Consider the following 21,579-nt stretch of genomic DNA (forward strand, 5'->3'; position numbering starts at 1 on the left):
AATCTACAAAAAAAACGATATATATTTGTCCTGAGAAAAAACAAAATTGATTGTTGTGGGTTGCACGGAATTCGTGCGAAAGCCGTTCGCGTGATGACGGGATCTGCGGCCACTTGGCTGCTTGAACAACTTTGCCGGAGTGCATGGCGCACGTCTCTGGGGCGCGGCAAAGCATCGGCTAGAGAGCGTGGATTGAGCGCTATGTGACTCGACGCACTGCAATCTGCGACGAGTCCCCCTATCATTGCGACCCGATGAGCCGAGGCTCAGGGCATGGGACGTGAACGATAGCGACGCCGGCCATAAACGGTCATCAACAGATTGGACGTGAAGCACCACGGAGGTCACACATGATTCGTGAGTTGAGAACCTTCGTCGCGGTCGCCCGTGACGGGACATTTGCAGGGGCCGGACAACGCATCGGCTTGACGCAGGCTGCGGTCAGCGCCCAGATGCAGCGGCTGGAGAGCGAGTTGGGCTTCATGCTGTTCGATCGCACCGGTAGGTCGGCGCGGCTCAATCCCATGGGGCACGAAACCCTGACCCGGGCGGAAGAGATCCTGCGGCTGTACGACAAGCTCGGCTCGCGCGAATCCGGCCAGAGCGCAACCAGCAAGATCAGTGTCGGCGCGATCGCTTCCGTGCAGCGGTCGAAACTGGCGGATGCACTCGCCAAGCTGCGTAAGCAGATTCCAGGCTGTCGGACTCGCGTGGTCCCTGGGTTGTCGATGGGGCTTCTGGATCTGGTGGATGCGGGCGAGATCGAACTGGCCGTCATCATCAAGCCCCCCTTTGCGCTGCAGAGCGATCTCACATGGACGACATTGGCGCGCGAGCCTTTTCGGCTTCTGGTGCCGCGCCAAGTTCACGGTGACGATTGGACCGAGTTGCTATCCACGCAGCCATTTGTTCGCTACGACCGCGCGTCGTTCGGCGGCAGGCAGGTCGACCGCTTCTTGCGTGCCGCGCACATCGAGGTTCAGGAGGCCTGTGAGGTCGACGAGCTGGACGCCATCGTCCATCTCGTTGCTCGAGGGGCGGGCGTCGCGCTTGTGCCGCAGACGGTCGTGCATCAGCGCTGGCCAGCCGCCGTGCGTGCCGTTGACTTGGGCGATCGCACCTTCTATCGGGACATCGGACTTGTCCACCGGACGAGCCAGAACCTGAGCCAGGGTGCACGCTTGCTCGCGGACCTCATCCGCGCCGCCTACGGGCAGGAGCCTGCGCTTTCCACGGCATCAGGCAATCGATAGCCACGCCTGACCCGCAAGTGCGCGTCTTGTTTGTCCCGCGCAGGGGAGTCTCGCCTGCGATCCGCGCGTGTGGTGATCAGGGTATACGCGAGGTGCCAAGCGCGTTGATTGACGCCCATCGCCCGGACGCCCGCTCAGCATTGAGAGACCAAAAAATATTTGGTCTTGCATAAAAAACATATTGATTTTTCTTTTGTTTAAGACAGTCTAGGATTCGCTCCATCGAACCGTCGCGCTCCTTCGGAGTCCGCGCATCGCGCAGCGTGGTTCACACCTGTCTTTCTACAAGAGGACTGAGATATGCAATTGCTAGCGGGACTTCTGCAGTCCGTGAAGCCGTCCCCTACCTTGGTGATTACAAAGACTGCTGCGGACATGCGGCGACGCGGCATCGACGTAGTCGGCCTATCGCAAGGCGAGCCCGACTTTCCTACGCCGGACCACATCAATGCCGCCGCAAAGGCGGCGATCGACAACGGCCTCACGAAATACACCGACGTCGACGGTACGCCCGAGCTTAAAGCGGCCATCGTGCGCAAGTTCCAGCGTGACAACGCATTGTCGTACGAGCCCACGGAGATCAGCGTCGGCACGGGGGGGAAGCAGGTCATCTTCAACGCGCTGCTCGCGACCATCAATCCGGGTGACGAGGTGATCATCCCAGCCCCTTACTGGGTGTCGTATCCGGACATGGTGCGTCTGGCTGGCGGTACGCCGGTCGAGGTGCGGTGCCCGGAGTCGCAGGGGTTCAAGATCACGCCCGTGCAACTGCGCCAAGCGATCACCCAGCGTACGAAGTGGGTTGTGATCAATTCGCCGAGCAACCCGACCGGCTCTGGGTATTCCTGGCAGGAGCTGAAGGATCTGGCTGCAGTCTTGCTCGAGTTTCCGCAGGTACACGTCCTGACCGACGACATGTACGAGCACTTGCGCTACGACGGCTGGGAGTTTTCAACCATTGCTGCCGTCGAACCCGCGTTGCGCGATCGCACACTGACCGTCAACGGCGTTTCCAAGGCCTATGCCATGACTGGATGGCGGATTGGCTTTGCCGGTGGTCCACGCCACCTGATCAGTGCGATGAGCACGATTCAATCCCAGAGCACGAGCAATCCTTGCTCGATTGCCCAGGCGGCCGCATTGGCAGCACTGGATGGCCCGATGGATTTCCTTGAAACGCGTAACGACACGTTCCGCCAACGCCGGGATTTATGTCTCGATGCGTTCAATGCGACGGAAGGCCTGCAATGCCGACGCCCCGAGGGGGCGTTCTACCTGTTCCCGTCCTGCGAAGGCCTGATCGGCCGCAAGACGCCGGACGGCGCGACCCTGCATGACGACCTCGCTGTGGGGCAATTCCTCTTGGAACAGGCGCGCGTTGCCGTCGTGCCGGGCAGCGCGTTTGGGTATCCGGGATATTTCCGCATCTCGTTCGCTACGTCGACGGAGCGCCTCGCCGAGGCCTGCAAGCGGATTCACAAAGCTTGTCATCAACTGAACTGAGGGAGTCGACATGGATTTGGGCATTGCCGGCAGGCGGGCGCTCGTGATGAGCGCCGGCGGCGGACTGGGCAGCGCGATTGCGGTAGCCCTAGCGCGCGAGGGCGTCGAAGTCTGCCTAGCAGACCGTGACGAAAAAGCGCTGGAGGGCACGACGCAACGAGTTGCAGAGACAGGTGGGCGTAGCCGCGCATTTGTCTGGGACTTGGGTGTGCCGGAGCAGTGGAAGCAGGGCGTGCTGGCCGCTGAATCCGCGATGGGTGGTATCGATATCCTCATCAACAATACCGGCGGACCGCCGCCGGGGCCCGCCTTTGGTCACGACATTGATATCTGGCGGCAAGCCTTTGACTCGATGGTTATTTCCATCATCGGGATTACAGACCTGCTGCTTCCTGGAATGCGCAAACGAGGCTGGGGCCGCATCATCACCAGCACCTCGTCGGGCGTGGTCGCACCCATCGCGAACCTTGGGTTGTCGAATGCAACGCGTATTGCGCTCGTCGGTTGGTCGAAAACGCTGGCCCGCGATGTCGCAGCGCACGGTATCACCTCGAACATCATCGTCCCAGGCCGAATCGCCACCGCGCGTACGCAGTTTCTGGACAGTGCTCGTGCGCAACGGGAAGGGCGCGAGGCTGCCGCTGTGCAAGCAGAAAGTGCGGCAACGATTCCGCTGGGGAGGTACGGGCGGCCGGACGAGTACGCCGACGTGGTTACCTTCCTCGCCAGCGACCGTGCCTCGTACGTGACCGGCTCTACGGTCCGTGTCGATGGTGGGCTCATCCAGAGCATTTGATTTGCTGTCTTTTCAAACAAGGAAAGGTTCAATCATGTCCAATTCCGACGCATCGATTTTCAAGGCGCTGTCAGGCGTCACGACCGCCACCCTGACTACCATCCTGCTGAAGAAGGGCCTTCGCAACATCTGGATTCGTGGCGCGTTCCCGCTTCAACCTGGCGCTACGCGTGTCGTGGGCCGCGCGTTTACCGTTCGCTTTGTTCCTGCTCGCGAAGATCTGGCAACGCCGGAATCGTGGGCGTCCCCGAAGTCCAGCCGTGGCGCCATCGAGCAGATGCCTGAAGGCTGCATCGCCGTGGTGGACGCAATGGGTGTCAAAGACGCAGGTGTGTGGGGCGACATCCTGTGTGCACGCATGGCCAAGCGCGGCGTGGCCGCGATGGTGACCGATGGTGTCGTGCGTGATCTGACTGGTGTGCTCTCGACGGGGCTACCAGTCTGGGCCAGTGGCACCGCTGCGCCTCCCTCCGTGGCCGGCTTGACCTTCGTCGACTGGGAGCAACCAGTCGCGTGCGGTGGTGTGGCGGTGTTCCCCGGCGATGTGATCGTGGCCGATCAGGATGGCGCGGTTGTCATTCCGGCTGCGTTGGTGAACGACATCGTGGACGCCGCTGTCGAGCAAGAGCGCTTTGAGGGCTGGATCATGCAAGAGGTCAATTCGGGCGCAGTGCTGCCTGGTCTCTATCCGCCCAACGAAGAGAACAAGGCGCGCTACGAAGCAACCAAACGCCAAGGCTGAGCCAGCTCAACCTTTCTGAAGCATCTCGCTATTCGAGCCTGACAACGGCATGTATGGCGGGCGCACCACCTGGAGAGGCGGTTGCCGCTCAAGTCGGCGTGCCCCTCCCCAGAGAAAACATAACTTTACTAATCCTCATCCCATCATGAGTCTCTCACCTTTTCATCTTGCCATTCCAGTGTATGACCTTCCCTCCGCACGACGCTTCTACGGCGAAGTGTTTGGCTTGGAAGAGGGCCGTTCGAGCAAGCAGTGGGTCGATTTTGACTTTTATGGTCATCAATTGGTGATTCATGAGCACCCCAAGACCGCATCTCAAGAACAAGTGCACACCAACCCGGTGGACGGTCACGACGTTCCGGTTCCGCACTTCGGCATCGTCCTCAAGTGGGGACAGTGGGAGGCGCTTGCCGAGCGCCTAAAGTCGTTCGGAACCAAATTTGTCATCGAGCCCTACATCCGCTTCAAGGGGGAAGTGGGTGAGCAGGCCACCATGTTCTTGCTAGACCCGTGTGGCAATGCCCTGGAGTTCAAGGCGTTCAAGGACATGGGCCAACTCTTCGCTAAGTAGCGCTGCAGAGGTGGTACGGCGGTCCCGTGCCGCTTCTCAACTTCATGAAGCACCTCGGCTCGACACGCTTTGCGTAGCCATTCGAGCTGAGAGAAAAATAGACTGAGGAGACACATGAAACGGATTTCTTTGGTCTGGCAAATCGTTGTCGGACTTGTGCTGGGCATCTTCGTTGGATGGTATTTCAATACCCATCCACTACATCAAGCATGGGTGAGTGCGGAAGTCCTCAAGCCCCTGGGCGATATCTTCATCCGGATGATGAAGCTGGTGGTGGTACCCATCGTGCTCTGTTGTATGGTGCTTGGTATCGCGGGCGGTGGTGATAGCAAGTCGTTCGGGCGGATGGGAGCGAAGTCGCTGATCTACTTCTTCTCGATCACCAGCTTGGCGATCGTCTGGGGGCTGGTGCTCGCCAATGTGTTCCAGCCTGGACTAGGTACCGACCTATCGGGGATGACACATGCCGCTGCTACGCTAAAGATGGAGCCGTCCAAGGGCGTGCTGGTGATCCTGCAGAACATCGTGCCCGAGAACATCTTCGTCGCGTTGTCGGAGGGGAAGCTGCTTTCCGTCCTCTTCTTCGCGGTCTTGTTCGGATTGGCACTCAATGCGGTGCCGGGTGAGAAGAGCAAGCCAGTGGTGATGTTTCTGCAAGGCGTATCAGACGCGATGTTCAAGGTGGTCGGCATAATCATGGCCTACGCACCGGTCGGCGTCTTCGGCATGATCGGTGCCACGGTGTCGACGTTCGGTTTTGCGTCGCTGCTCCCGCTCTTGAAGCTGATTGGCGTCGTCTACTTTTCGCTCTTCGCTTTTGCAGTGCTGGTGCTGGGCGGCGTCTGCTGGCTAATCAATGAGAACTTCGTCAAGGTAGTCAAGTACTTCAGGCACGAATTGATCCTCGCGTTCTCGAGCGCTGCGTCGGCGGCCGTCATGCCGCAGCTCATGAGCAAACTGGAGAACTATGGCGTGCCCCGCCGGATCGTCAGCTTCGTTGTGCCGGTTGGCTATGCCTTCAACCTCGACGGCGCCTCGATCTTCCTCGGGGTTGCGACAATCTTTATCGCCCAGTTGTACGGCATCGACCTGACGTTGACCCAACAGGCATTACTGGTGGTCACAATGGTTTTGACCTCCAAAGGCGCTGCGGGTGTTCCGGGCTTTGCGATCATCATCCTCTCTGCAACGTTGGCTTCGGCGGGACTTCCGCTTGATGGCGTCGCGCTGATTGCCGGGATCTTCCGGATTATCGACAGCGGCACCACGACGCTAAATGTGCTGGGCAACGCAATTGCCCCTATGGTGATCGCGCGGTGGGAAGAGACGGGTGGCGGACCGTATCAAGCGCGAACCAGGCAGACTCGAGCCTAGCTGCCTCGCGAAATCGACCTGATCGACGTGGTCATACAAAGCGCATTCGACACTGGCACCCAGACGTGGGCGATGTCACCACACCAGACCTGATTCGACGCATCGACCGCAAACTGACGGTTGAGCTGCTTCGGGATGTCGATCCACTCCACCGTGGCCTGTTTGTTGCCATGCTTGCTGGACTGCTTATAGATCGGACCTAGTTCGTCGATCAGACGACTGACCCTTAAGTGGCCAATCACCGTGCCTCGTCCGCGCATGGTGCTGCGGCTGCCAGCCGAGGCTCGACCAATGCCGTGCCAGCCTGAACACCGATACGGCGCCCTTCAGTTGCGCTGCGCGATCTTCGAGCGGCTGTGCGGCCTCTTCGACCAGCGCAGCGTTCTGCTGAGTCACTTCGTGCATCTGCTGCACGGTGTGTCCCCAGCCGTTATCGGCTGAACCGCTCGCGCAGGCTGGCGCTCTGGTTGAGATTGGCCAGCATGGCGTCGAGCCAATGGTCGTCGGGCGGCGGTTGATTGTCCGGTGCGCGGCTTGGCGTGTGCCGTAGCGTGATCTGGCGCATGGGCTGGGCCGTATCCCGCGGCGCTTGTCCGGCAGGTTCCGGCGCAGGCGCGTGTACCGCGGCAATCGGCGTGCGTCCGGCGAGCCTGCGGTTGAGGATGCCTTCCACCGCGCGGGCGTAAATGCCGTTCTCTCCCGCGGATTCCGAGTGGTACGCGCCGATGGCGTGCCAACTGTTGCCGTGCAGTTGTACCTTGCGCGCCAGGTGCCACGCGGCCACGTAGGCGCTCACGCACGGGTCATACAAAGCCTGGCGGCCGATGCCGTAGCGGGACAACTCCGGCAGGTGGATCGTGTTGATCTGGAACATGCCCAGGTCTTCGCTGCCGTTGCGGTTGCGGTTGTGCGCCTGGGGGTTCAGGTGCGATTCCTGATAGCCGATGGCGCGCAGCACTTGCGCGTTCACGCCGTGATAGGCCGCGGCATCGTCAATGCAATCGGCCAGGGCATGCGTTGGAAGCCAAGCGAGCAGCGCGAGCAGGCTGCGCACCCATGCATTACGCGTGCGCATGCCGAAGTGCACCCGCGCACCGGAGCGCAATCGGGTGGCGCTGTTGCAGACGTTGCTGCTGCCAGGTGTGATGTGTGTCTCGGCGTACGGCCGGTCGCGCAACGTGGGCGGTGGCGCGACGCTCGCGCGCAGCCAGGGTACGGGGCGATGGGGCATGCATGACGACTCTCTTGCGACGAACATGCGCCGATCATAGAAACGCCCCCAGCGCACTGGTCAAGCTTGCCGCGAAGTCGGCTGCGCTGGAGCGAAGCGGCATTGCTTTGCGGGCTTCACCGTGGGTTCGGTGCGAGCGCGACGGGTTCGTGCGCGCCAACGGCGCGGTGTGTGGTCGCCCATACGATGGTGGAACAGGCGGAAAAGGGCTTTGAATGCCTTCTGCCGATTGACAATTCACTTTCTTCAGGCGACATCATGCAATCACATTTCGAGAGTGCCTCGTTGCATCCTGAGCCGGGCGCGTTTGCGGGCCGGTTGTCGCGCGCGTTGCGGCGGGCATTGCAGCGTGCCGTGCATGGCAAACAGCCGCCGCCGGTTGCGGCCCGGGCCCACACGCAGCAGCACCACGATCGCCAACCGGCCATCGCGCCTTCACGCGCGCAGCATCAACTGCGTGCCGGGGCTGCGCGCGATGCGCAGCGCATTCAACAGGCCGTGCCATATGGCCACGGCTTGCGAACCGTCGAGCCCGCAACGCAGGGCAACCGCTGGCTGGCCGTATGCGATGCGGTGGCCGGTTGGCAGCAAGACATGACGCGCCGCCTGCACCGCTACAGCGGCCCCTTGCTGGCCGACCACCAGCGGCCCACCGCGCAGGGCCTGGCGCTGTCGGCCACGCGCATGCTGCTGGCCATGCAGCAGCGCAGCCGGCATCTCGTGCTCGACAGCATTCCCGTAATGCGCCTGCCAGCCGCGCTGTGCCTGGCAGATCAACTTGAGCAGTTGGTCATTCACGATTGCGATGTGTTTGAGTGGCCGGCCTCCGGCGGGCTGCCGCTCAACCTGAGCGTGCTGCATTTCTCGCGAAACCCACGCCTGACTGCGCTGCCTGGGCGCATCGGCAAACTGCTGCAACTGCGCGAGGTGGTGGTGCTGGATTCGCCGCTGCGGGCGTTGCCGGCATCGCTGTCGCAATTGCCTCGGCTTGAACGCCTGGTGTTGCAGGGGACGGACCTGCGCATCGTGCCGGCGGAGCTGGGCCTGCTGTCGCGCTTGCAGACGCTCAGCCTGGCGTCGAACCGGATGCTGACGCAATTGCCCATCACCCTGGGCCAGTTGCACCAACTGCGCCAACTGAACCTGCGTGGCAATCCATTGCTGGCCGCACTGCCCGACACGCTGGGCAACCTGACCCTGCTGGAACGATTGGACCTGCGCGACGTGCATGCGATGACGAGCCTGCCCGACACCCTGGGCAGTCTGCACAATCTGCGCTATCTGGATGCCACGGGCATGTCGACACTCGCCGCGCTGCCCGAGAGCATCGGCCGCTGCGCTTCACTGGGTACGCTGCGGTTGCGCGATTGCTTGTCGTTGCGCGTCTTGCCGGCGTCTGTGGGCCAATTGACCAAGCTCGAGTATCTCGACCTGCGTGGCTGTTACGCGCTCTCTGATTTGCCCGATACGGTGCGCGCCCTGCCGGCCGGCTGCCGTATCGATGTGCCCGCGCATCTGCTGCGCCGTCTGGCTGAACTGCGGCCCGCTACGCCGCACGCCCGCGAACGCGGTGCCGGCAGCGGCGCGGATTGGAACGCGCTGCGCCAGAGCTGGCGTGCCCGCCTGCAGCCCTATGACGGCGAATACGGCAGCGATGCCCTGCACATCTGGCTGGAGCGCTACATCACTGCCATCGCGTCTGACGCGGTACGGGCGCGTCGTGATTGCCGGCGGCTGGCGCTGCTGGTCGATGGCCTGTGCGACTCGGCCGTGCTGCGCAGCCGAGTCTTCCAGCGCGCGCATGAGCGTTACGCGCTGGGGGATCTGGACGATGGCGGCCTGCCGCTTAACGAGCTGATGACGTTGGTGTTCAACGAGCGCCTGCGCGACCCTGCGTTGCCGGAAGACGCCGCCAGCAACCTGCTGCGTGCGGAGGCCTTTGCCACGCTGCTGGAGCGTGGCAGCGTGGGTGGTTCCATTGATGAGGCCGTCCAGCAGCTTGCACGATGGGCGCCACTGCACCGCTATGTCGAGCGCTATTCTGGTGTCAGCGAGGATGGCGCGCACGCGCACATTGCCGTGGCGCGCGCTTGGCTGCGCGCTGGCTAGAGCAGCGTCACTTTACGATGCACCCAGGGCCGGCTGATGCCGGCCTTGTTGCTTCCGGCGGCGCCTGCTGCGTTGCCCACCAAAAAAAAACGCCAGCCCACGAAGCGCGTGGGCTGGCGGCAGAGCCGTAGTGGCTTAGGACTCGGCGTGGCCGTTGTCGGCCGGGAAGGCATCCCCCAGCAGAGCCTTGCGACGCTCGATTTCACGCTGCGCCTTCTGGCCGATCGGCAGGTTGTTCAGGTTGCCGAGTTGCTGCAACTCCGTCAGGTTGGCCTGCTTGATCGACGTCTTGGTCGGCTGCATGCGGGCGCGCAATTGGCCCACGGTGCTGGTCGGTTGGGGTTTGCCGTGCAACGCGGCCTGGGTGCGGTTGTTCTCGCGTTGCAGGCCCTTCGGGTCGCGCAGCAGCGTCTGGATGCCGGTGTTGCGTTCATCGGTGTGGAACAGCGCGGCCGAATTGATGGCACGCGTGTTGCCGATGATCTTCGAGAACGCTTCAAGCAGCGGGCGGCCTTCGTTCGAGTTGCAGAGATAGTCCGCACGTTCCTCGATCGTCGCCATGGCTTGCAGGCGCGCGCGCATGCCCGGCAGGTCGTTCAAGTGGCTGATGTCCACCGCGTTGGCCAGGGGCTCGGCGATCTTGAATGCGTCCTCGCCCTTGGCGGTCGAGCCTGGCGCATGCGCGGCCACCTGCGTTGACACCTGCGCCGCGCGTGCGAAAGGCGTGGCGGCGTGGTAGCGCACGAATTCGTTCTTGATGACGGGTGCGCGGTTTTCGGCAGCAGCGGCAGCAATCTCCTGGCGTGCAGCGGCGTACTTTTCCACTACGTCCACCATCAGGTTTGGATTGGCCAGATAGCGGTCGCGCTGCACGGTGTCGGCATCGAAGGCTTGCCGCAGCGCCGCGTCTTCGCGGTTGGCTTCGGCATCGACGATCTTGGCAAGGAACGGGTGCTGCATGATGAGGTAGCTCGTGTCCGAGCCCATCACTTCGCCGGCGTAGCTCTGCGTGCTGTCGGTGTGCGATACGGCAGGCGTGTACGTGCCATGTGGCGTGGGCACCGTGATGGACAAGTTCATCCCGCTGTTCTTGTTGCGCAGCGCGCGGGCGTATTGCAGCTCCATTGGCGCGTTTTGCACGTCGGGCGCCTGGCGCATCTTGACGACGAAGCTGGTGCCGTCGGTGATGTTGAGCAGCAGACCCTGTGTCTGGCGAATCAATTCATGGGGGTCGAATTTCTCGTCCTGCAGACGCATGTTGGGCGCGAACTTTGCAATGGCAGCTTCGATGGCCTTGTTGAGCAGCACGCCGGTCACCGGCGCGCCGCCCTGGGCCGTAAACGTGAACTGCCAGAACTTGCCGGTACGGCTCGGGTTGACCTGGTGATCCGCATACATCAAACGCGCTTCGGCACTCAGCGAGATCTGCCCCGCGCTGTTGCCCACCGAGATGGAGCCCGTGAGATCGCCCAGCGGCACCTTGCTCGTCGAACGATGAAAGCGATTGACGATGGTGTTCAGCAGGCTGCTCTGCGCGCCGCCGGATACCGTTGCCCTGAGCGCGGCATCCCAGCGCTGCCACAGCGATTTGTCTTTCAGTGGGCCGTTCTTCTGCACGTCGTAGTTCTTCAGCGGCAGGTAGGTCTTGTCCAGCAGATCGCGCGTGCTCTGGTAGGTCGAGTCCGCCAGCTTAATGGCGTCGGTGTGGCTCTCGTCATGCGGCTCGCCAGGTGTCTGACGCAGCGCCATTTGCTGCTTGATGACCGAGACGTGCGCGCCCGCGCAGCCCAGCGCGAGGCTGATGGCGGCGTGGCTCTTGCCGATGAAGGCCGCAGGGTCGCTCAGCGCCTCCTTCTGCGGGTACCGGCCTTGCCAGACTGCCTGGTTGATCTGTGCGAACGCGGCTTCGCGTTGCTGGTTGAGCGTGTCGCGTTTCTCGGGCGGCATGAAGCGGTCGTTCTTTGCAAGCACCGCGCCGGCATGCTCGGCAAGCTGCAGATAGGTGCTCCGCAGACGCTCCATTTGCTCTGTCGCGTGATTCAGTTGCTCAGGGCTGGCGTGAGTGATGGCGCTGTGGAACTGCGTGGGGATGTTGACCGCATCGCCATAAAGCACATGCTCTTTTTGTGTAAAGGGCAGGGCCAGGCCCGGGTGCAACTGTTGCGACAGCGCCTTGCGCGTTTGGTCGTACAGGTGGAGCTGTGCGGGCGCCGGGTCTGCACACGCCGCGTCCAGCTGCTGGTGCAGCTTGAAGGTGGCCTGGTAGTCTTTGTGATAGCCCGGGTCGAGCAGCGTATGCGGGGCGGCGGCGGTTTCCGTAAAGAACTGCACGACATTGCCGCGCAGGTTCAGGTCAAAGTTACCGCTGGCTTCCAGGTTGGAACTGCCGTGCGTCTGGTTGCCGGCGTTGGCGTCCACGCTGGCGGTGGCTTGCCGATAGGCCAGGAAGCGGTCGCCATAGGCCACGGAATCCGGTACGTCGCGGCGCGGCTGCGTCGGCAGCGCTTCGTGGTTGTTGATACGCTCGTTGAGCACATCGGCAATCGGCGGGTAGGCCGTCTTCATCAGCGTCTTGAAGTGGTCGCCGCCCACCTTCTCGTCGATGGCGCCGGCTAACAGCGTCATCTTGAAGGTGTTGAAGCCCTTGGCGATCTTGGTGTCGTTCAGAAAGTACGGTTTGCCTGCGGATTCCGTGTAGTTGCGGCCGATGGTCTTGGACACCGCGTTGGCCAGCGACTCCAGCTGATGCATCAACTGGCGCGCGTGCGGCCCCGCCGAGTTCACCCGGGCGCTATTGGCATCGTGGTTGGCGACGAGCTTCACCAGCTGGCGCAAGTCGTCGTGCTCCAGGTAGACGTTGCCGCCGGTCAGGGCCAGCTTGCCCGCCACACCCGCAGCCCATTTGCCCAGCTTGCCGCCCAGGTTCGCCTGGGCGAAGGCCTGCACGGAGGGCCAGTAGTCCACGTCGCCATCGTCGTCGGCAAAGTACAGCCGGCCCTTGCCGCCGCCAACCTCTGCCGACACGTGGGCCTTTGCATACTTGTTGGTCGGGAATGCCGACACCGTCAGGCTGCCCGAGGTGCCCGTGCTGACGTTCGAGCCCGGCTTGGCGGTGCTGATGCCGGGCGCCTTGACCTCGAGGTTGGCGGTTTCCTTCTCGGCGTAGTGCGTCATGACATCGTGCGCGCTGCCGCTCAGGTGGGTGCGCTTGAGTTCGGTGAGCAGCGCGGCGATGCCCTTGTAAGCACCGGCGGGGTCGTGGCTGCCTAGTGACTTGGCGAGATGGCGTGCGGTCTTTGCCGCGGCTGCAAACGCATCGCGCACGGCCAAGCCGACTTCATGCGGAGGCTTGCGGGTGTTGTCGGCTGCGATGGTATGGATCTTGGTCAACTGCTGCTGGAGCGCGGCGTGCAGTCCGACGCTGCGGGCATGCGAGCGCGCCAGCTCGGCGGGCACCGCGGGTAGCGCATCTTTGAGCGCGCTGACCATCTGGCGCAACTGCGGCTTGTTCAGTGCGCCGGTATCGGGGTCGAACACGGGCCCATCCGGCGGTCCGTGCCGGCCTTCCGCATGTGCGGAACTGGCAGAAGAAGTCTGGCGCGAGGGCGTCGTCGGTGTTTGGACGATTGCCGTGCTGGTTTCGGCCTGCGTCTCAGGGTGAGTCGTGTGCTCGGTGTGCGCGATCTGCTCGATCTGCTCCGTGTGGGCCGACTCGGTATGCAGCGTTTGCGGGGGCGCTTGCGTTTCCTGGTGATGCACGAGGCCATCCGGCGTGCTGTTTGCACCACTCGTGTGCTCGGGCGTCTGGGTTGGCGCGGCGTGCGGTTGCGCCGTCGGCTGTTGCGGCGGCCATTGCAGTCCTCCCTTGCGGATGCGCTTCTTCGCCTCGCGATGGATGGCACGGGTTTCGCGGCCCGAGATTTCGGGGTTCGACAGCCTCGTCATGAGTTGTGAATTGCTGAACGATTCGGCGGCTTTCTTGTGCTTGCGCGCCGTCACCTTGTCGGCCAGGCCGCGCAGGCCCCCGGGCAACTGCGAGGTCTTGCGCACGCTCGGCATCGACGGCTGCGAGGTGGGGGTGTTGGTCGATGTCTCGGCGGGCGGTGTTGTGCCGGAGGTTCTGGAGAATATTTTCATCATGGGGGAGGCTCCGAGGTTGGCATGCTGGGCGGTGCAACCTTCCCCAGCACAACTGAACCTTGCAAGCCTAGCCACCCCCTGGCGGCGCATGACAAGCACACCGAAAAGGTGCGTCGGCAGCCGAAGCGGGCCGATTGCCGGGCCGGCGGCGGCTCAGTGCCGCGGCTCGTGGCCGTCGTCCAGCTCGGCCGTGAGCGCGGCGATGGCGTCGAGCAGGCCGGTGGCCTCGGGGTCGTCGTCGAGCGCGTAACGGAAGCGGAAGATGATCTGCCCGCTCTGCGGGTGGCGCACGACCATGCCGCGCGCGGCGCCTTCCACCTCCAGGCACAGGCTGAGCAGCAGGTTGAGCGTGAGGGCCACGTCCAGCGTGTCGCGCGTGCCAAGCTCGATATAGACGATCAACGTGTCGGGTTCGGTGTAGCTGTCGTAGGCCAGCCAGATGCGGCGGTTGCCGATGCGCAGCGCGTGCGCGGGCGTGGTGTCGTCGTCTGGCAGGGGCAAAGAGGCGTCGTCGTCGGGGGGCATGGGCGGGAGCGTGGCGGCTGTCACTGCAACACAGTGCAGCAACTGGGTTGCACCGGAAAACGATGCCAGCCAGGGCTTCGCGCTGTTGCAGGGCTGCCGAAATACCGTCATCCCCCCCGAAAAACGCCCACCTGAAATATCAGTCGTGAGTAAAATTTGACGTTCCTGTGGGGGCATTCTCGCCACCGGTCTGAGTGGGGCCGCTTGCTCGTTTTGCTGATGATCGGCCCGCACTGAATCTCGCGGAGGGGTACCGTGACGCAAACCTGCGAGCCAGCCGACGCGCTGGCATCCGACTGGTTCCGACAACACTACGCTTGGCTGGCGGGTCGCATGGGCCGCAAGACGGGCTGCAGCTTTGGCGCCGAAGATCTGGCTTCGGAGGCGTTTGCGCAACTGCTGCAAAAGCCCGGCTGGCAAGACACCCGCGAGCCGCGTGCGCTACTGACCACCATTGCGCAGCGCCTGCTTTACGACATCTGGCGCCGTCGCGATCTGGAGCAGGCTTATCTGGCCTGGGCAGCCACTCAGCCGCAAGCTACGCTGCCATCTCCCGAAGAGCGGGCCCTGATCCTGGAAGCATTGACCACCATCGACCGCGTGTTGGATGGGCTGCCCACCAAGGCGCGCAGCGCGTTCCTCTATAGCCAGTTGGACGGGCTGACCTACCCAGAGATCGCCGAGCGCCTGGAGGTGTCGGTGCGCATGGTGCAGAAATACATGACGCAGGCCTTGCGCCTGTGCTATTTGGCCGACGTATCGTGAAACACCCGTTGGATGACCGGGTTGCCGAGCAGGCCATCCAGTGGCTGGTGTTGTTGCGCTCGGGCTTGGCTTCGGACGCAGATCGTCAGCGCTTTGCCGCCTGGCAGGAGGCCGACCCCGCGCACGCGTCAGCGGTAAAGCGGCTGCAGGGCGGCTTGGGCTCGGTGAGCTTGCCCCCTGTCTCGGCGCCGCATCGGCAGGCCACGCGGCACCTGTTGGACACACCGCGCTCGCGGCGTGTGCGGCGCGCGTTGATCGTCGGTGGGGTGGGGGTTGGCGTGGCAGCACTGGTGGATCTGCAGATCCCGCTGTCCGGTCTGGGCGCCGACATGCGCACGGCCACCGCAGAGCGCCGCGATTTCACGCTGGCCGATGGCGTGCAGTTGCGCCTGAATGCACGCAGTGCGGTCGATGCCTCGACCGACGCGCGCGGTGCTGACGTCCGCCTGCGCAGCGGCAGCGTGCTGGCAGTGGCCACGTCGCCATCGGCGCAGGTGCGGTTGTGGTCGGCGGCGGGGGCGGTTGAGTGCGCGGGTGGCATGGTTTGCGCAACGCTGGAGCCGGGCGGAACGATGCGCGTGGCCGTCCTGCAAGGCACTGCCGCGTTGTCCACGCCGGCCGGCGCGGTGTCGACAGTGCGCGCGGGGCAGGTGCGCCGCCTGGGTCCCAATGGCATTGAGTCGCTGGACATCATGGCACGCTCGGCGTCCGCCTGGACGCGCGGCCTGGTCGAGGTCGAGCATCAACCGCTGGCCGACGTGATCAACGCCTTGCGCCCCTACCACCACGGTGTGATCGAGCTGCAATCCGACGCAGCCAGCCTGCGCGTGACGGGGCGCTTTCCTCTGGACGTGGACCGTGCCCTGCAGATGCTGGCGGAAACGCTGCCCATCCAGGTGCGGAAGCTGGCCGGCGTGTGGGTGCGCATCGCCGCTCGGTGATCGTCAGAGCACCCACCGAAAATTCTTTCGCGATTTCGGTTCCGGTTTTCTGCGCAGGTTGCACAGAGAGAGTAGGAGGCCGCTGCGATACCAATCCCGGTGAGCCGACTGCATCCAGATGCAATGCCCTTACCAGAGCGAAGGACGACATGAACGCCCGGGTCCAGAACGACGTGCTGCTACAAGCGGCCGACATCACACCTGAAAGCACGTATTTCCCTCCCTTCCATCAAGTTGCGGCCCGTTGGAGCACGCAAGGTGGGGCGCCGCTGACCGTGGCGACCCCTCGGGCCGTTTTGGCATCGCCCGGCAGGGTCCTGATCGACCTGACGGAGTTGGCCGAAGCCGCCGGTGAACCCCCGCCGCCGCAGCCGGTGACACTGGAGCAGGCGCACGCGATACTCGGTCGCATGCTGGCGGCGCAGCGCCAGGAGCGGGCCTTGTCGTCAGGCGACAGCCCTGCGCTGTCGGCGTTGACGCGGCGCCAGCGCGACATCCTGCGTGAGGCTGCCTCGGGCAAATCCAATGTGGAGATTGCGCAGGCCCTGCATATCGGGGTGGAAACCGTGAAATCGCACGTGCGGCAGATCTTGATGCGCTTGCAGGCGCGCAACCGGACGGAATTGGCGGCGCTCTATCAACAGAGTGTGGGTGAAATCCGAATGCCCGGAAATCATTAACGCGATAATCATTCAGGGAGCAAAGATTGTTTTAAAACCGGCGCGAAAATTATTTCGCCGATTCTGAAATACTTTGCTTTGAAACGTTTTGTAAAAAATGCATTGATGCAATTCGCTGCGGACGCTCGGGCGTCGCGGCGCGCAATCGTTTGCGCAAAAAGGCCGCATTGCGCGGCCTGTTAAGCAGCCAGAGCGTCCCGGGGGGCGACAGCGGGCGAGGTGTTTTCTGCCGCCTGAACGGTGAGCTGGTAGCCGCGCGCATACACCGTCTTGAGTTCGACGCCGGTTTCCGCGCCCAACTGCAGCTTCTTGCGCAGCTTGTAGATGTGCTGCTCGATGGAGCGCTCGACGATGCTGGCATCGGCACCCCACACGGCAGAGGCGATCTGCTGGCGTGACAGGAAGGCACCCGGCGAAGAGAACAGCAGCCACGCCGTCGCAAACTCGCGCGCCGTCATGCGGATGGGGACGTTGTTGACGGTGGCCGTGCGAGTGAGGCGGCACAGGCGGTAAGGCCCGACCACGACGTGGATGCCGGCGCTCTGCCGCACGGGCTCGGCGCGGCGCAGCGCGCGCTGCACGCGGGCCTGCAGCTCTTCGGCGGTGAAGTGGCCGGTGAGCACGTCTTCCACGCCGGCATCGAAGGCCAGCGCCATGTCGCCCCGGTCGGCAAACTGCCCGAACACCAGCGTAGGCCAGCACATGTCGGCATTGCACTCGCGCCACGACAGCACGAGCTGCCCCGCCGTGCGGAACTGCTGCGCGTCGATCATCAACAGATCAAACGTTTCCGTACGGCGCGCACGCAGCAGCGACAGGGCATCGTCAAAGCGGACGCATTCCACGTCTTGCATGGGCAGGCAGCTTTCCACATAGGCAAAGCCGGATGCATTGGCGGTCAGTATCGCAAACTTCATGGTGCTTCCCCATTGATGCCGTGCAATGACACGTCATTGCAGAGGGCGCTTCAAACAGGGGCCCAGCATAACCTTCACGATTTCTCCAAACATCCCTACAAAGAGTGAAATTACGCTTAACTCTGATTGAGTTTTTTTATGGCACTGATTTAGTGCGGCTTGATCATGCGGATGGTGAATCGACCGTGTTCGATCATGTGGAAAAACGTATGGAAGACGTCCGGGAATTCGGATTTTAAAAACTCCTCATACAACCCGACAAATTTCGATTAGCCGAATTTGATGGCCGCAAGTTCGCGCGTGCCTTCCGCCTCGCTGTTCGAGCGGACCTGGAGGGTGCTTGTCAGGCCGAGGCTGCGGCTGGTGGAAGCCTGCTCGACGATGGCAAGCTTTTCCGGCAGGCGCGAGCCCGGTGCGTGCAGCAGGGCTTGCGCCAGGGCTTCGGAGGCCTGCGCATCGGCGGAGTTGGGGTCGACGCTGCGATGCAGGTCGGCCAGGTCGAGGTGGCCTTCGATCTCGCGCGCGGCGGCGGGGCGCAACCGGTGCCGGTGCAGATAGCGCTGGTTGGGGCGCGCATGCTTCTCTACGGTTTCGCAGTAGGCCTCGAACTCGCGCGCGGCCTTTTCTACCGTGCCGCCGGGCTTGTGGGCCAGCATGTCGATCCAGGCCTCGCGCTCGCTGCGCACCACGGCCAGGTATTCCTTGGCGCTGCGGTATTCGGTGTCGAAGTAGCACACGCGGTCGGCAATCCTGTCGTTGTGGTAGGCCATCTTGACCTTGGTGGTGTGGCCGCCCTCGGCCAGCTTCCAGTTGTAGCCGAGGGGCATACCGCCCGTGAACGACTGCGTGATCTTGCCGCTCTCGCCCGCCTTGGCCGAGGCGTTGTCGTTGGGCGCAGCGGTATAGAAGGTGTCGCCCACCGAGAACGCCAGGCCCGCCCGCGCCGTGACCTTGTGGGCAGTGCCCACGCTGAACTGCTCCACGCGCAGCGCGCCTGTGGTTTCGTGCAGGGTGGCGGTGTTGTTGAGGGTTTTTTCCCCGCGCAGTCGTGCGGAAGGGCCGATGCGCACCGGCGTGTGCTTGCTGCTTACGCGCACGTTGAAGCCGACGGTGGCCTCGGCGGACACGCGCGTGCGCCGCTTGGTCTGGTCGACCCAGCCGACGGAAAGGTTCTCACCATCGCCGCAGTGCTGGGCCAGCGTGTTCCACAGCGCGTCGGCATCGGGGCGGTGCTCCGGGGCTGCCGTGGCCTGCTCGAACAGCAGATTGGCGGCCTTGACGATGGTATCGGCGGCGGCCTTGTCGTCGTACTTGATGGCCTCCCAGTCGTCATGGCCCTCCACCGGGCTCTGCGTGGGCCGCGTGGCGCGGATGACCACGCCGCGCGGTTCGCCGGTCTCCAGGTCAAACGGCGTGACCTTGACGCCAAACAGGTTGGCGCGCAGGCGCTTGCCCCAGACCTTGAGGTCGTAACCCACAGAGCCGCCGACGCCGAGCGATTTGCGTGTCGTGCGGTCGGTGCCGAGGAAGAGGTCACGACCGTGTGCACTGCGCCCGATTTCCACCACGGCTTGCCGGCTGGTGCCGTAGTTGGCGTCGAGCTGTACCGACACGGGCACCGGGAGTGCCTTGCCCACATGAGATAGGCCGGTCGATACGCCGGTGGTGCTCACGCCCATCCAGCCGCCGTTGGACAGGCGCACCTTATTGCCGGATTCCATGGAGGTCAGCAACGTCTCGATGGTCTTGCGGGCGTCTTCCATGGTGGGCGCCTGCATTTTGAGATCGTCGGGGTGCTCCAGCTTCTCGGCTGCCTCCAGCGCGCTGTGGAATGCCGGGTCATCTGCGGCTTCGCCGGCGTAGCCGCTCCAGTAGCGCAAGAGCGCCGCCGATGGCTGCAACCCGACGAGATACGCCGGTGGCTCGCCCACCAGACCGGCGTGGCTGACGAGCGCGTCAAAGTGAGCCTGTGCGGCGGTCACCTGCGGCGTGGCAAGATCGCCCAGCCGGTGTTGCGCCCAGGCTTGGCTCTGCGCATCGTCGGTCAGCCCCGCCTGTGTAATGAGTTGCGCGAATTCCTGTTGAGCCGGCGAGCTTCCCGCTGTGCGGGCAACGGCCGTGGGCGCAGACATTTCCTGCTGCAGGCGGTCGACCGCCGCGCCCACTTCGGGCTGCATCGCGCGCAGCTTTTCTGCGGTGAGCGCGTAGTCGCTCGGCGGTGCGTTGGCTGCCGCCAGCTCCGCCCAATGCGCGAGGATGGCCGTGCGCCACAGGTCGCCGGGGTGCGCAACGGCTTGCGGCGGTGCTGTCTCGGCAGACTGCGCGAGCGTGTCGATCATGGCGCGCAATGCAGCCGTGTAGGTGTCCAGCTCCTTGACCAGACCGGCCCGGTGCGCGCCATGCATACCGAGCGCTGCCGCCGACAGTGGCGACTTCTTCTTGCCGATCATCCGCCAGAAATGGGTGCGCACGCCTTGTTTCTCAACGCGCGGGATGCTGCGGCCGACAAACTTGGCCAGGCGCGCCTTGGTGTTGGCCAGATCGGAGCCCGGGCCGTCTTCACGAAAGCCCTGGCGCCAGGCAAATAGCGCACCGGTGGCTTGCGCGCTCACGGGCGCGTCGCTCAGCTTGCGGGCGGCAGCATGCAACACGCTCACCGCCAACGATGTTGCGCGCGTGCCGCTGCCGGCGGCGTGCGTTTGCAGCTGGGTGGCCGGGTCTGATGCGGTTGCGGTTGCGGCTGCAGAGTGCAGGTGATCTGCCGCCTGCAGAAAGCTGCGTGCGGTCTGCCGCATCTCGGGCGCGGGGGGCGTCTGCATCAGGCTGCACAGTGCTTGGAAGCCATGGTGGCTGCGCGAGAGCAACTGCGCGGTGCGCCATGCAGCGCCCAGTGCATCGGCGTCGCTCATCTCCAGCGGTGTGTGTATGGACGGGGCCTCGGACCCGTACTGAGCTGACAAGCTGGATTGCCGGGACACCGACGCGGGGCTCGCCCGCTCAACGAATTGGCTCAGGCTGACTTCCGCACCCTCGGCAGACGTGTCGCCGTCGCCAAACAGGTGATGCAGGCCGAGGTCCGACGCGCTGGAGCGTGGGGATGACGCCGCCGATGCCGCCTCATCAAACAGCCGCCCCATGCCGAGCGACGAGCCGCTGGACGAACGGGTTGAACCCTCACCGCGTGCAGTCGGGTCAGATGCGGCAAAGGTGGCGACATCAAAGCGTACCGTCTGCGCGATGTGCTCGAGCACACGCAGCGCATCCGACGCATTGCCCCCGCTGCCGGCCGCCAGTGCGCGCGCAGCCAGCATCGGGCGGATGTAGTTGCCGGTGGCCGATGACGTGCCTTCCGCCGGCGCGGCCAGTACGCTGAGTTGTTCGATCAAGGCGGCACGTTCTGCGCTGCCGCCGGCCCCGTGGAACAGCTGGGCGATGGCGTCGCGGAATGCCTCTGGGGTCGTGGGTACCGTGAGCGGTGCGGCTGAGGCTGCTGCTGGCGGCGGCGATGCCTTTCCGTGCTCGCGCAGGCGCTGTGCACCCCGTTGCGCGCGCTGCATCATGGACGACGTCTTGCGCTGTGAGCGCTCGGCACGGCGGGTGTCGCTCTGCGCTTGCACGGTGGGCGTGGCGGGGGGCGGCGTGCCGTGCGCCGAGGGCTGCGGTGTCGATTGGGGCGTGACGGTCAACGTGCCGCGCGTGGGTGGCGTGTAATCGCGCACCGTATCAAGCGTTGTGCCGGAGCGTTTGTGGTCGGTCAGCAGCGTGGCCAGTTCTGTCTCGTCGCTCTTTGGCAGCTTGTCGCGCACGCGCGATTTCAGATTGCCGAGCCAGCCTTTCTTGCTGCGCGGTTGCGCGACCGTGTTTCCCGGACCACTGGTCGGCGACGGCGTGCGCCTGGCGAAGTCGTGGAGTGTTTCGTATTCCGACTGCGAGGCGGGCGTGCTGAGGGGAGTCAGACGAGGGCGTGGCATGGAAAGAAGCGGTCTGGCATCGCGCGGGTGAATCGAGCCCCCACTTTGACGCGGCAGCATG

Annotated in this window: 16 protein-coding genes and 1 pseudogene; 10 read left to right on the plus strand and 7 right to left on the minus strand. The window is 63.9% G+C overall.

Going from position 1 to position 21,579, the window contains the following annotated elements:
- Window positions 1-350: 350 nt before the first annotated feature.
- From R2N16_RS18260 to R2N16_RS18285, 6 genes are all read left to right on the plus strand, one after another.
- Window positions 351-1,253 carry a LysR family transcriptional regulator gene (locus R2N16_RS18260; RefSeq protein ID WP_102065708.1) on the plus strand — a complete coding sequence of 301 codons (903 nt, stop codon included), beginning with the start codon at window positions 351-353 and terminating at the stop codon, window positions 1,251-1,253.
- Between the two features lie 375 nt (window positions 1,254-1,628).
- Entirely contained in the window at window positions 1,629-2,756 is a 1,128-nt protein-coding gene (locus R2N16_RS18265; RefSeq protein ID WP_316667237.1) for a pyridoxal phosphate-dependent aminotransferase, read from the plus strand.
- A gap of 10 nt (window positions 2,757-2,766) precedes the next feature.
- Window positions 2,767-3,552 (plus strand): SDR family oxidoreductase, encoded by a 786-nt coding sequence (locus tag R2N16_RS18270; protein WP_316667239.1) that lies wholly within the window; start codon window positions 2,767-2,769, stop codon window positions 3,550-3,552.
- Between the two features lie 34 nt (window positions 3,553-3,586).
- On the plus strand, window positions 3,587-4,294 hold the full coding sequence (locus tag R2N16_RS18275) for a ribonuclease activity regulator RraA (RefSeq protein WP_102065711.1): 708 nt from the start codon (window positions 3,587-3,589) through the stop codon (window positions 4,292-4,294).
- Between the two features lie 145 nt (window positions 4,295-4,439).
- Window positions 4,440-4,865 (plus strand): VOC family protein, encoded by a 426-nt coding sequence (locus R2N16_RS18280; protein ID WP_102065712.1) that lies wholly within the window; start codon window positions 4,440-4,442, stop codon window positions 4,863-4,865.
- Window positions 4,866-4,979: 114 nt separating this feature from the next.
- On the plus strand, window positions 4,980-6,239 hold the full coding sequence (locus tag R2N16_RS18285; RefSeq protein ID WP_316667242.1) for a cation:dicarboxylate symporter family transporter: 1,260 nt from the start codon (window positions 4,980-4,982) through the stop codon (window positions 6,237-6,239).
- On the opposite strand, the gene R2N16_RS18290 is transcribed toward R2N16_RS18285, so the two are convergent.
- The 3 genes and pseudogenes from R2N16_RS18290 to R2N16_RS25530 all read right to left on the minus strand — a co-directional run bounded on the left by R2N16_RS18290 (window position 6,236) and on the right by R2N16_RS25530 (window position 7,470).
- Window positions 6,236-6,499 (minus strand): hypothetical protein, encoded by a 264-nt coding sequence (locus R2N16_RS18290; RefSeq protein WP_316667481.1) that lies wholly within the window; start codon window positions 6,497-6,499, stop codon window positions 6,236-6,238. The genes R2N16_RS18285 and R2N16_RS18290 overlap by 4 nt on opposite strands.
- Window positions 6,426-6,662 (minus strand): annotated as a pseudogene (locus R2N16_RS18295) (hypothetical protein); the annotation flags it as partial. The gene R2N16_RS18290 and the pseudogene R2N16_RS18295, both read right to left, overlap by 74 nt.
- 7 nt (window positions 6,663-6,669) lie before the next feature.
- The gene (locus R2N16_RS25530; RefSeq protein ID WP_428984145.1) at window positions 6,670-7,470 is read right to left on the minus strand and encodes a lytic transglycosylase domain-containing protein; all 801 of its coding nucleotides are present in this window, start codon (window positions 7,468-7,470) and stop codon (window positions 6,670-6,672) included.
- Between the two features lie 258 nt (window positions 7,471-7,728).
- Here R2N16_RS25530 and R2N16_RS18305 point away from each other — a divergent pair, with 258 nt between their 5' ends.
- Entirely contained in the window at window positions 7,729-9,579 is a 1,851-nt protein-coding gene (locus R2N16_RS18305; RefSeq protein WP_316667244.1) for a leucine-rich repeat domain-containing protein, read from the plus strand.
- A gap of 135 nt (window positions 9,580-9,714) precedes the next feature.
- Here R2N16_RS18305 and R2N16_RS18310 read toward each other — a convergent pair whose 3' ends face one another.
- Window positions 9,715-13,719 carry a type III effector protein gene (locus R2N16_RS18310; RefSeq protein WP_316667246.1) on the minus strand — a complete coding sequence of 1,335 codons (4,005 nt, stop codon included), beginning with the start codon at window positions 13,717-13,719 and terminating at the stop codon, window positions 9,715-9,717.
- A gap of 153 nt (window positions 13,720-13,872) precedes the next feature.
- Window positions 13,873-14,244 (minus strand): type III secretion system chaperone family protein, encoded by a 372-nt coding sequence (locus tag R2N16_RS18315; RefSeq protein ID WP_102066128.1) that lies wholly within the window; start codon window positions 14,242-14,244, stop codon window positions 13,873-13,875.
- 255 nt (window positions 14,245-14,499) lie between these two features.
- On the opposite strand from R2N16_RS18315, the gene R2N16_RS18320 reads away from it, so the two are divergent.
- The 3 genes from R2N16_RS18320 to R2N16_RS18330 all read left to right on the plus strand — a co-directional run bounded on the left by R2N16_RS18320 (window position 14,500) and on the right by R2N16_RS18330 (window position 16,630).
- On the plus strand, window positions 14,500-15,009 hold the full coding sequence (locus R2N16_RS18320) for a sigma-70 family RNA polymerase sigma factor (RefSeq protein WP_102065717.1): 510 nt from the start codon (window positions 14,500-14,502) through the stop codon (window positions 15,007-15,009).
- The gene (locus R2N16_RS18325) at window positions 15,006-15,950 is read left to right on the plus strand and encodes a DUF4880 domain-containing protein (protein ID WP_102065718.1); all 945 of its coding nucleotides are present in this window, start codon (window positions 15,006-15,008) and stop codon (window positions 15,948-15,950) included. The genes R2N16_RS18320 and R2N16_RS18325 overlap by 4 nt, the downstream gene beginning before the upstream one ends.
- Before the next feature lie 149 nt (window positions 15,951-16,099).
- Entirely contained in the window at window positions 16,100-16,630 is a 531-nt protein-coding gene (locus R2N16_RS18330) for a helix-turn-helix transcriptional regulator (protein ID WP_316667251.1), read from the plus strand.
- Between the two features lie 179 nt (window positions 16,631-16,809).
- Here R2N16_RS18330 and R2N16_RS18335 read toward each other — a convergent pair whose 3' ends face one another.
- Together R2N16_RS18335 and R2N16_RS18340 are read right to left on the minus strand one after the other, a co-directional pair.
- Window positions 16,810-17,547 carry a response regulator transcription factor gene (locus R2N16_RS18335; protein ID WP_102065720.1) on the minus strand — a complete coding sequence of 246 codons (738 nt, stop codon included), beginning with the start codon at window positions 17,545-17,547 and terminating at the stop codon, window positions 16,810-16,812.
- Between the two features lie 269 nt (window positions 17,548-17,816).
- Complete coding sequence (locus R2N16_RS18340) at window positions 17,817-21,518, minus strand: hypothetical protein (protein ID WP_316667252.1); 3,702 nt, start codon at window positions 21,516-21,518, stop codon at window positions 17,817-17,819.
- Between the last annotated feature and the right edge of the window lie 61 nt (window positions 21,519-21,579).

Origin of the sequence: Ralstonia psammae, assembly GCF_958405935.1 — a bacterium.
GTDB lineage: Bacteria > Pseudomonadota > Gammaproteobacteria > Burkholderiales > Burkholderiaceae > Ralstonia > Ralstonia psammae.

What these genes read in the sequence shown, in the direction of transcription:
- R2N16_RS18305 (WP_316667244.1), top strand. Translation starts at nt 7,729, where the DNA reads ATGCAATCACATTTCGAGAGTGCCTCGTTGCATCCTGAGCCGGGCGCG.
- R2N16_RS18280 (WP_102065712.1), top strand. Translation starts at nt 4,440, where the DNA reads ATGAGTCTCTCACCTTTTCATCTTGCCATTCCAGTGTATGACCTTCCC.
- R2N16_RS25530 (WP_428984145.1), bottom strand. Translation starts at nt 7,470, where the DNA reads ATGCCCCATCGCCCCGTACCCTGGCTGCGCGCGAGCGTCGCGCCACCG.
- R2N16_RS18315 (WP_102066128.1), bottom strand. Translation starts at nt 14,244, where the DNA reads ATGCCCCCCGACGACGACGCCTCTTTGCCCCTGCCAGACGACGACACC.
- R2N16_RS18260 (WP_102065708.1), top strand. Translation starts at nt 351, where the DNA reads ATGATTCGTGAGTTGAGAACCTTCGTCGCGGTCGCCCGTGACGGGACA.
- R2N16_RS18285 (WP_316667242.1), top strand. Translation starts at nt 4,980, where the DNA reads ATGAAACGGATTTCTTTGGTCTGGCAAATCGTTGTCGGACTTGTGCTG.
- R2N16_RS18270 (WP_316667239.1), top strand. Translation starts at nt 2,767, where the DNA reads ATGGATTTGGGCATTGCCGGCAGGCGGGCGCTCGTGATGAGCGCCGGC.
- R2N16_RS18335 (WP_102065720.1), bottom strand. Translation starts at nt 17,547, where the DNA reads ATGAAGTTTGCGATACTGACCGCCAATGCATCCGGCTTTGCCTATGTG.
- R2N16_RS18340 (WP_316667252.1), bottom strand. Translation starts at nt 21,518, where the DNA reads ATGCCACGCCCTCGTCTGACTCCCCTCAGCACGCCCGCCTCGCAGTCG.
- R2N16_RS18290 (WP_316667481.1), bottom strand. Translation starts at nt 6,499, where the DNA reads ATGCGCGGACGAGGCACGGTGATTGGCCACTTAAGGGTCAGTCGTCTG.
- R2N16_RS18275 (WP_102065711.1), top strand. Translation starts at nt 3,587, where the DNA reads ATGTCCAATTCCGACGCATCGATTTTCAAGGCGCTGTCAGGCGTCACG.
- R2N16_RS18330 (WP_316667251.1), top strand. Translation starts at nt 16,100, where the DNA reads ATGAACGCCCGGGTCCAGAACGACGTGCTGCTACAAGCGGCCGACATC.
- R2N16_RS18265 (WP_316667237.1), top strand. Translation starts at nt 1,629, where the DNA reads ATGCGGCGACGCGGCATCGACGTAGTCGGCCTATCGCAAGGCGAGCCC.
- R2N16_RS18310 (WP_316667246.1), bottom strand. Translation starts at nt 13,719, where the DNA reads ATGATGAAAATATTCTCCAGAACCTCCGGCACAACACCGCCCGCCGAG.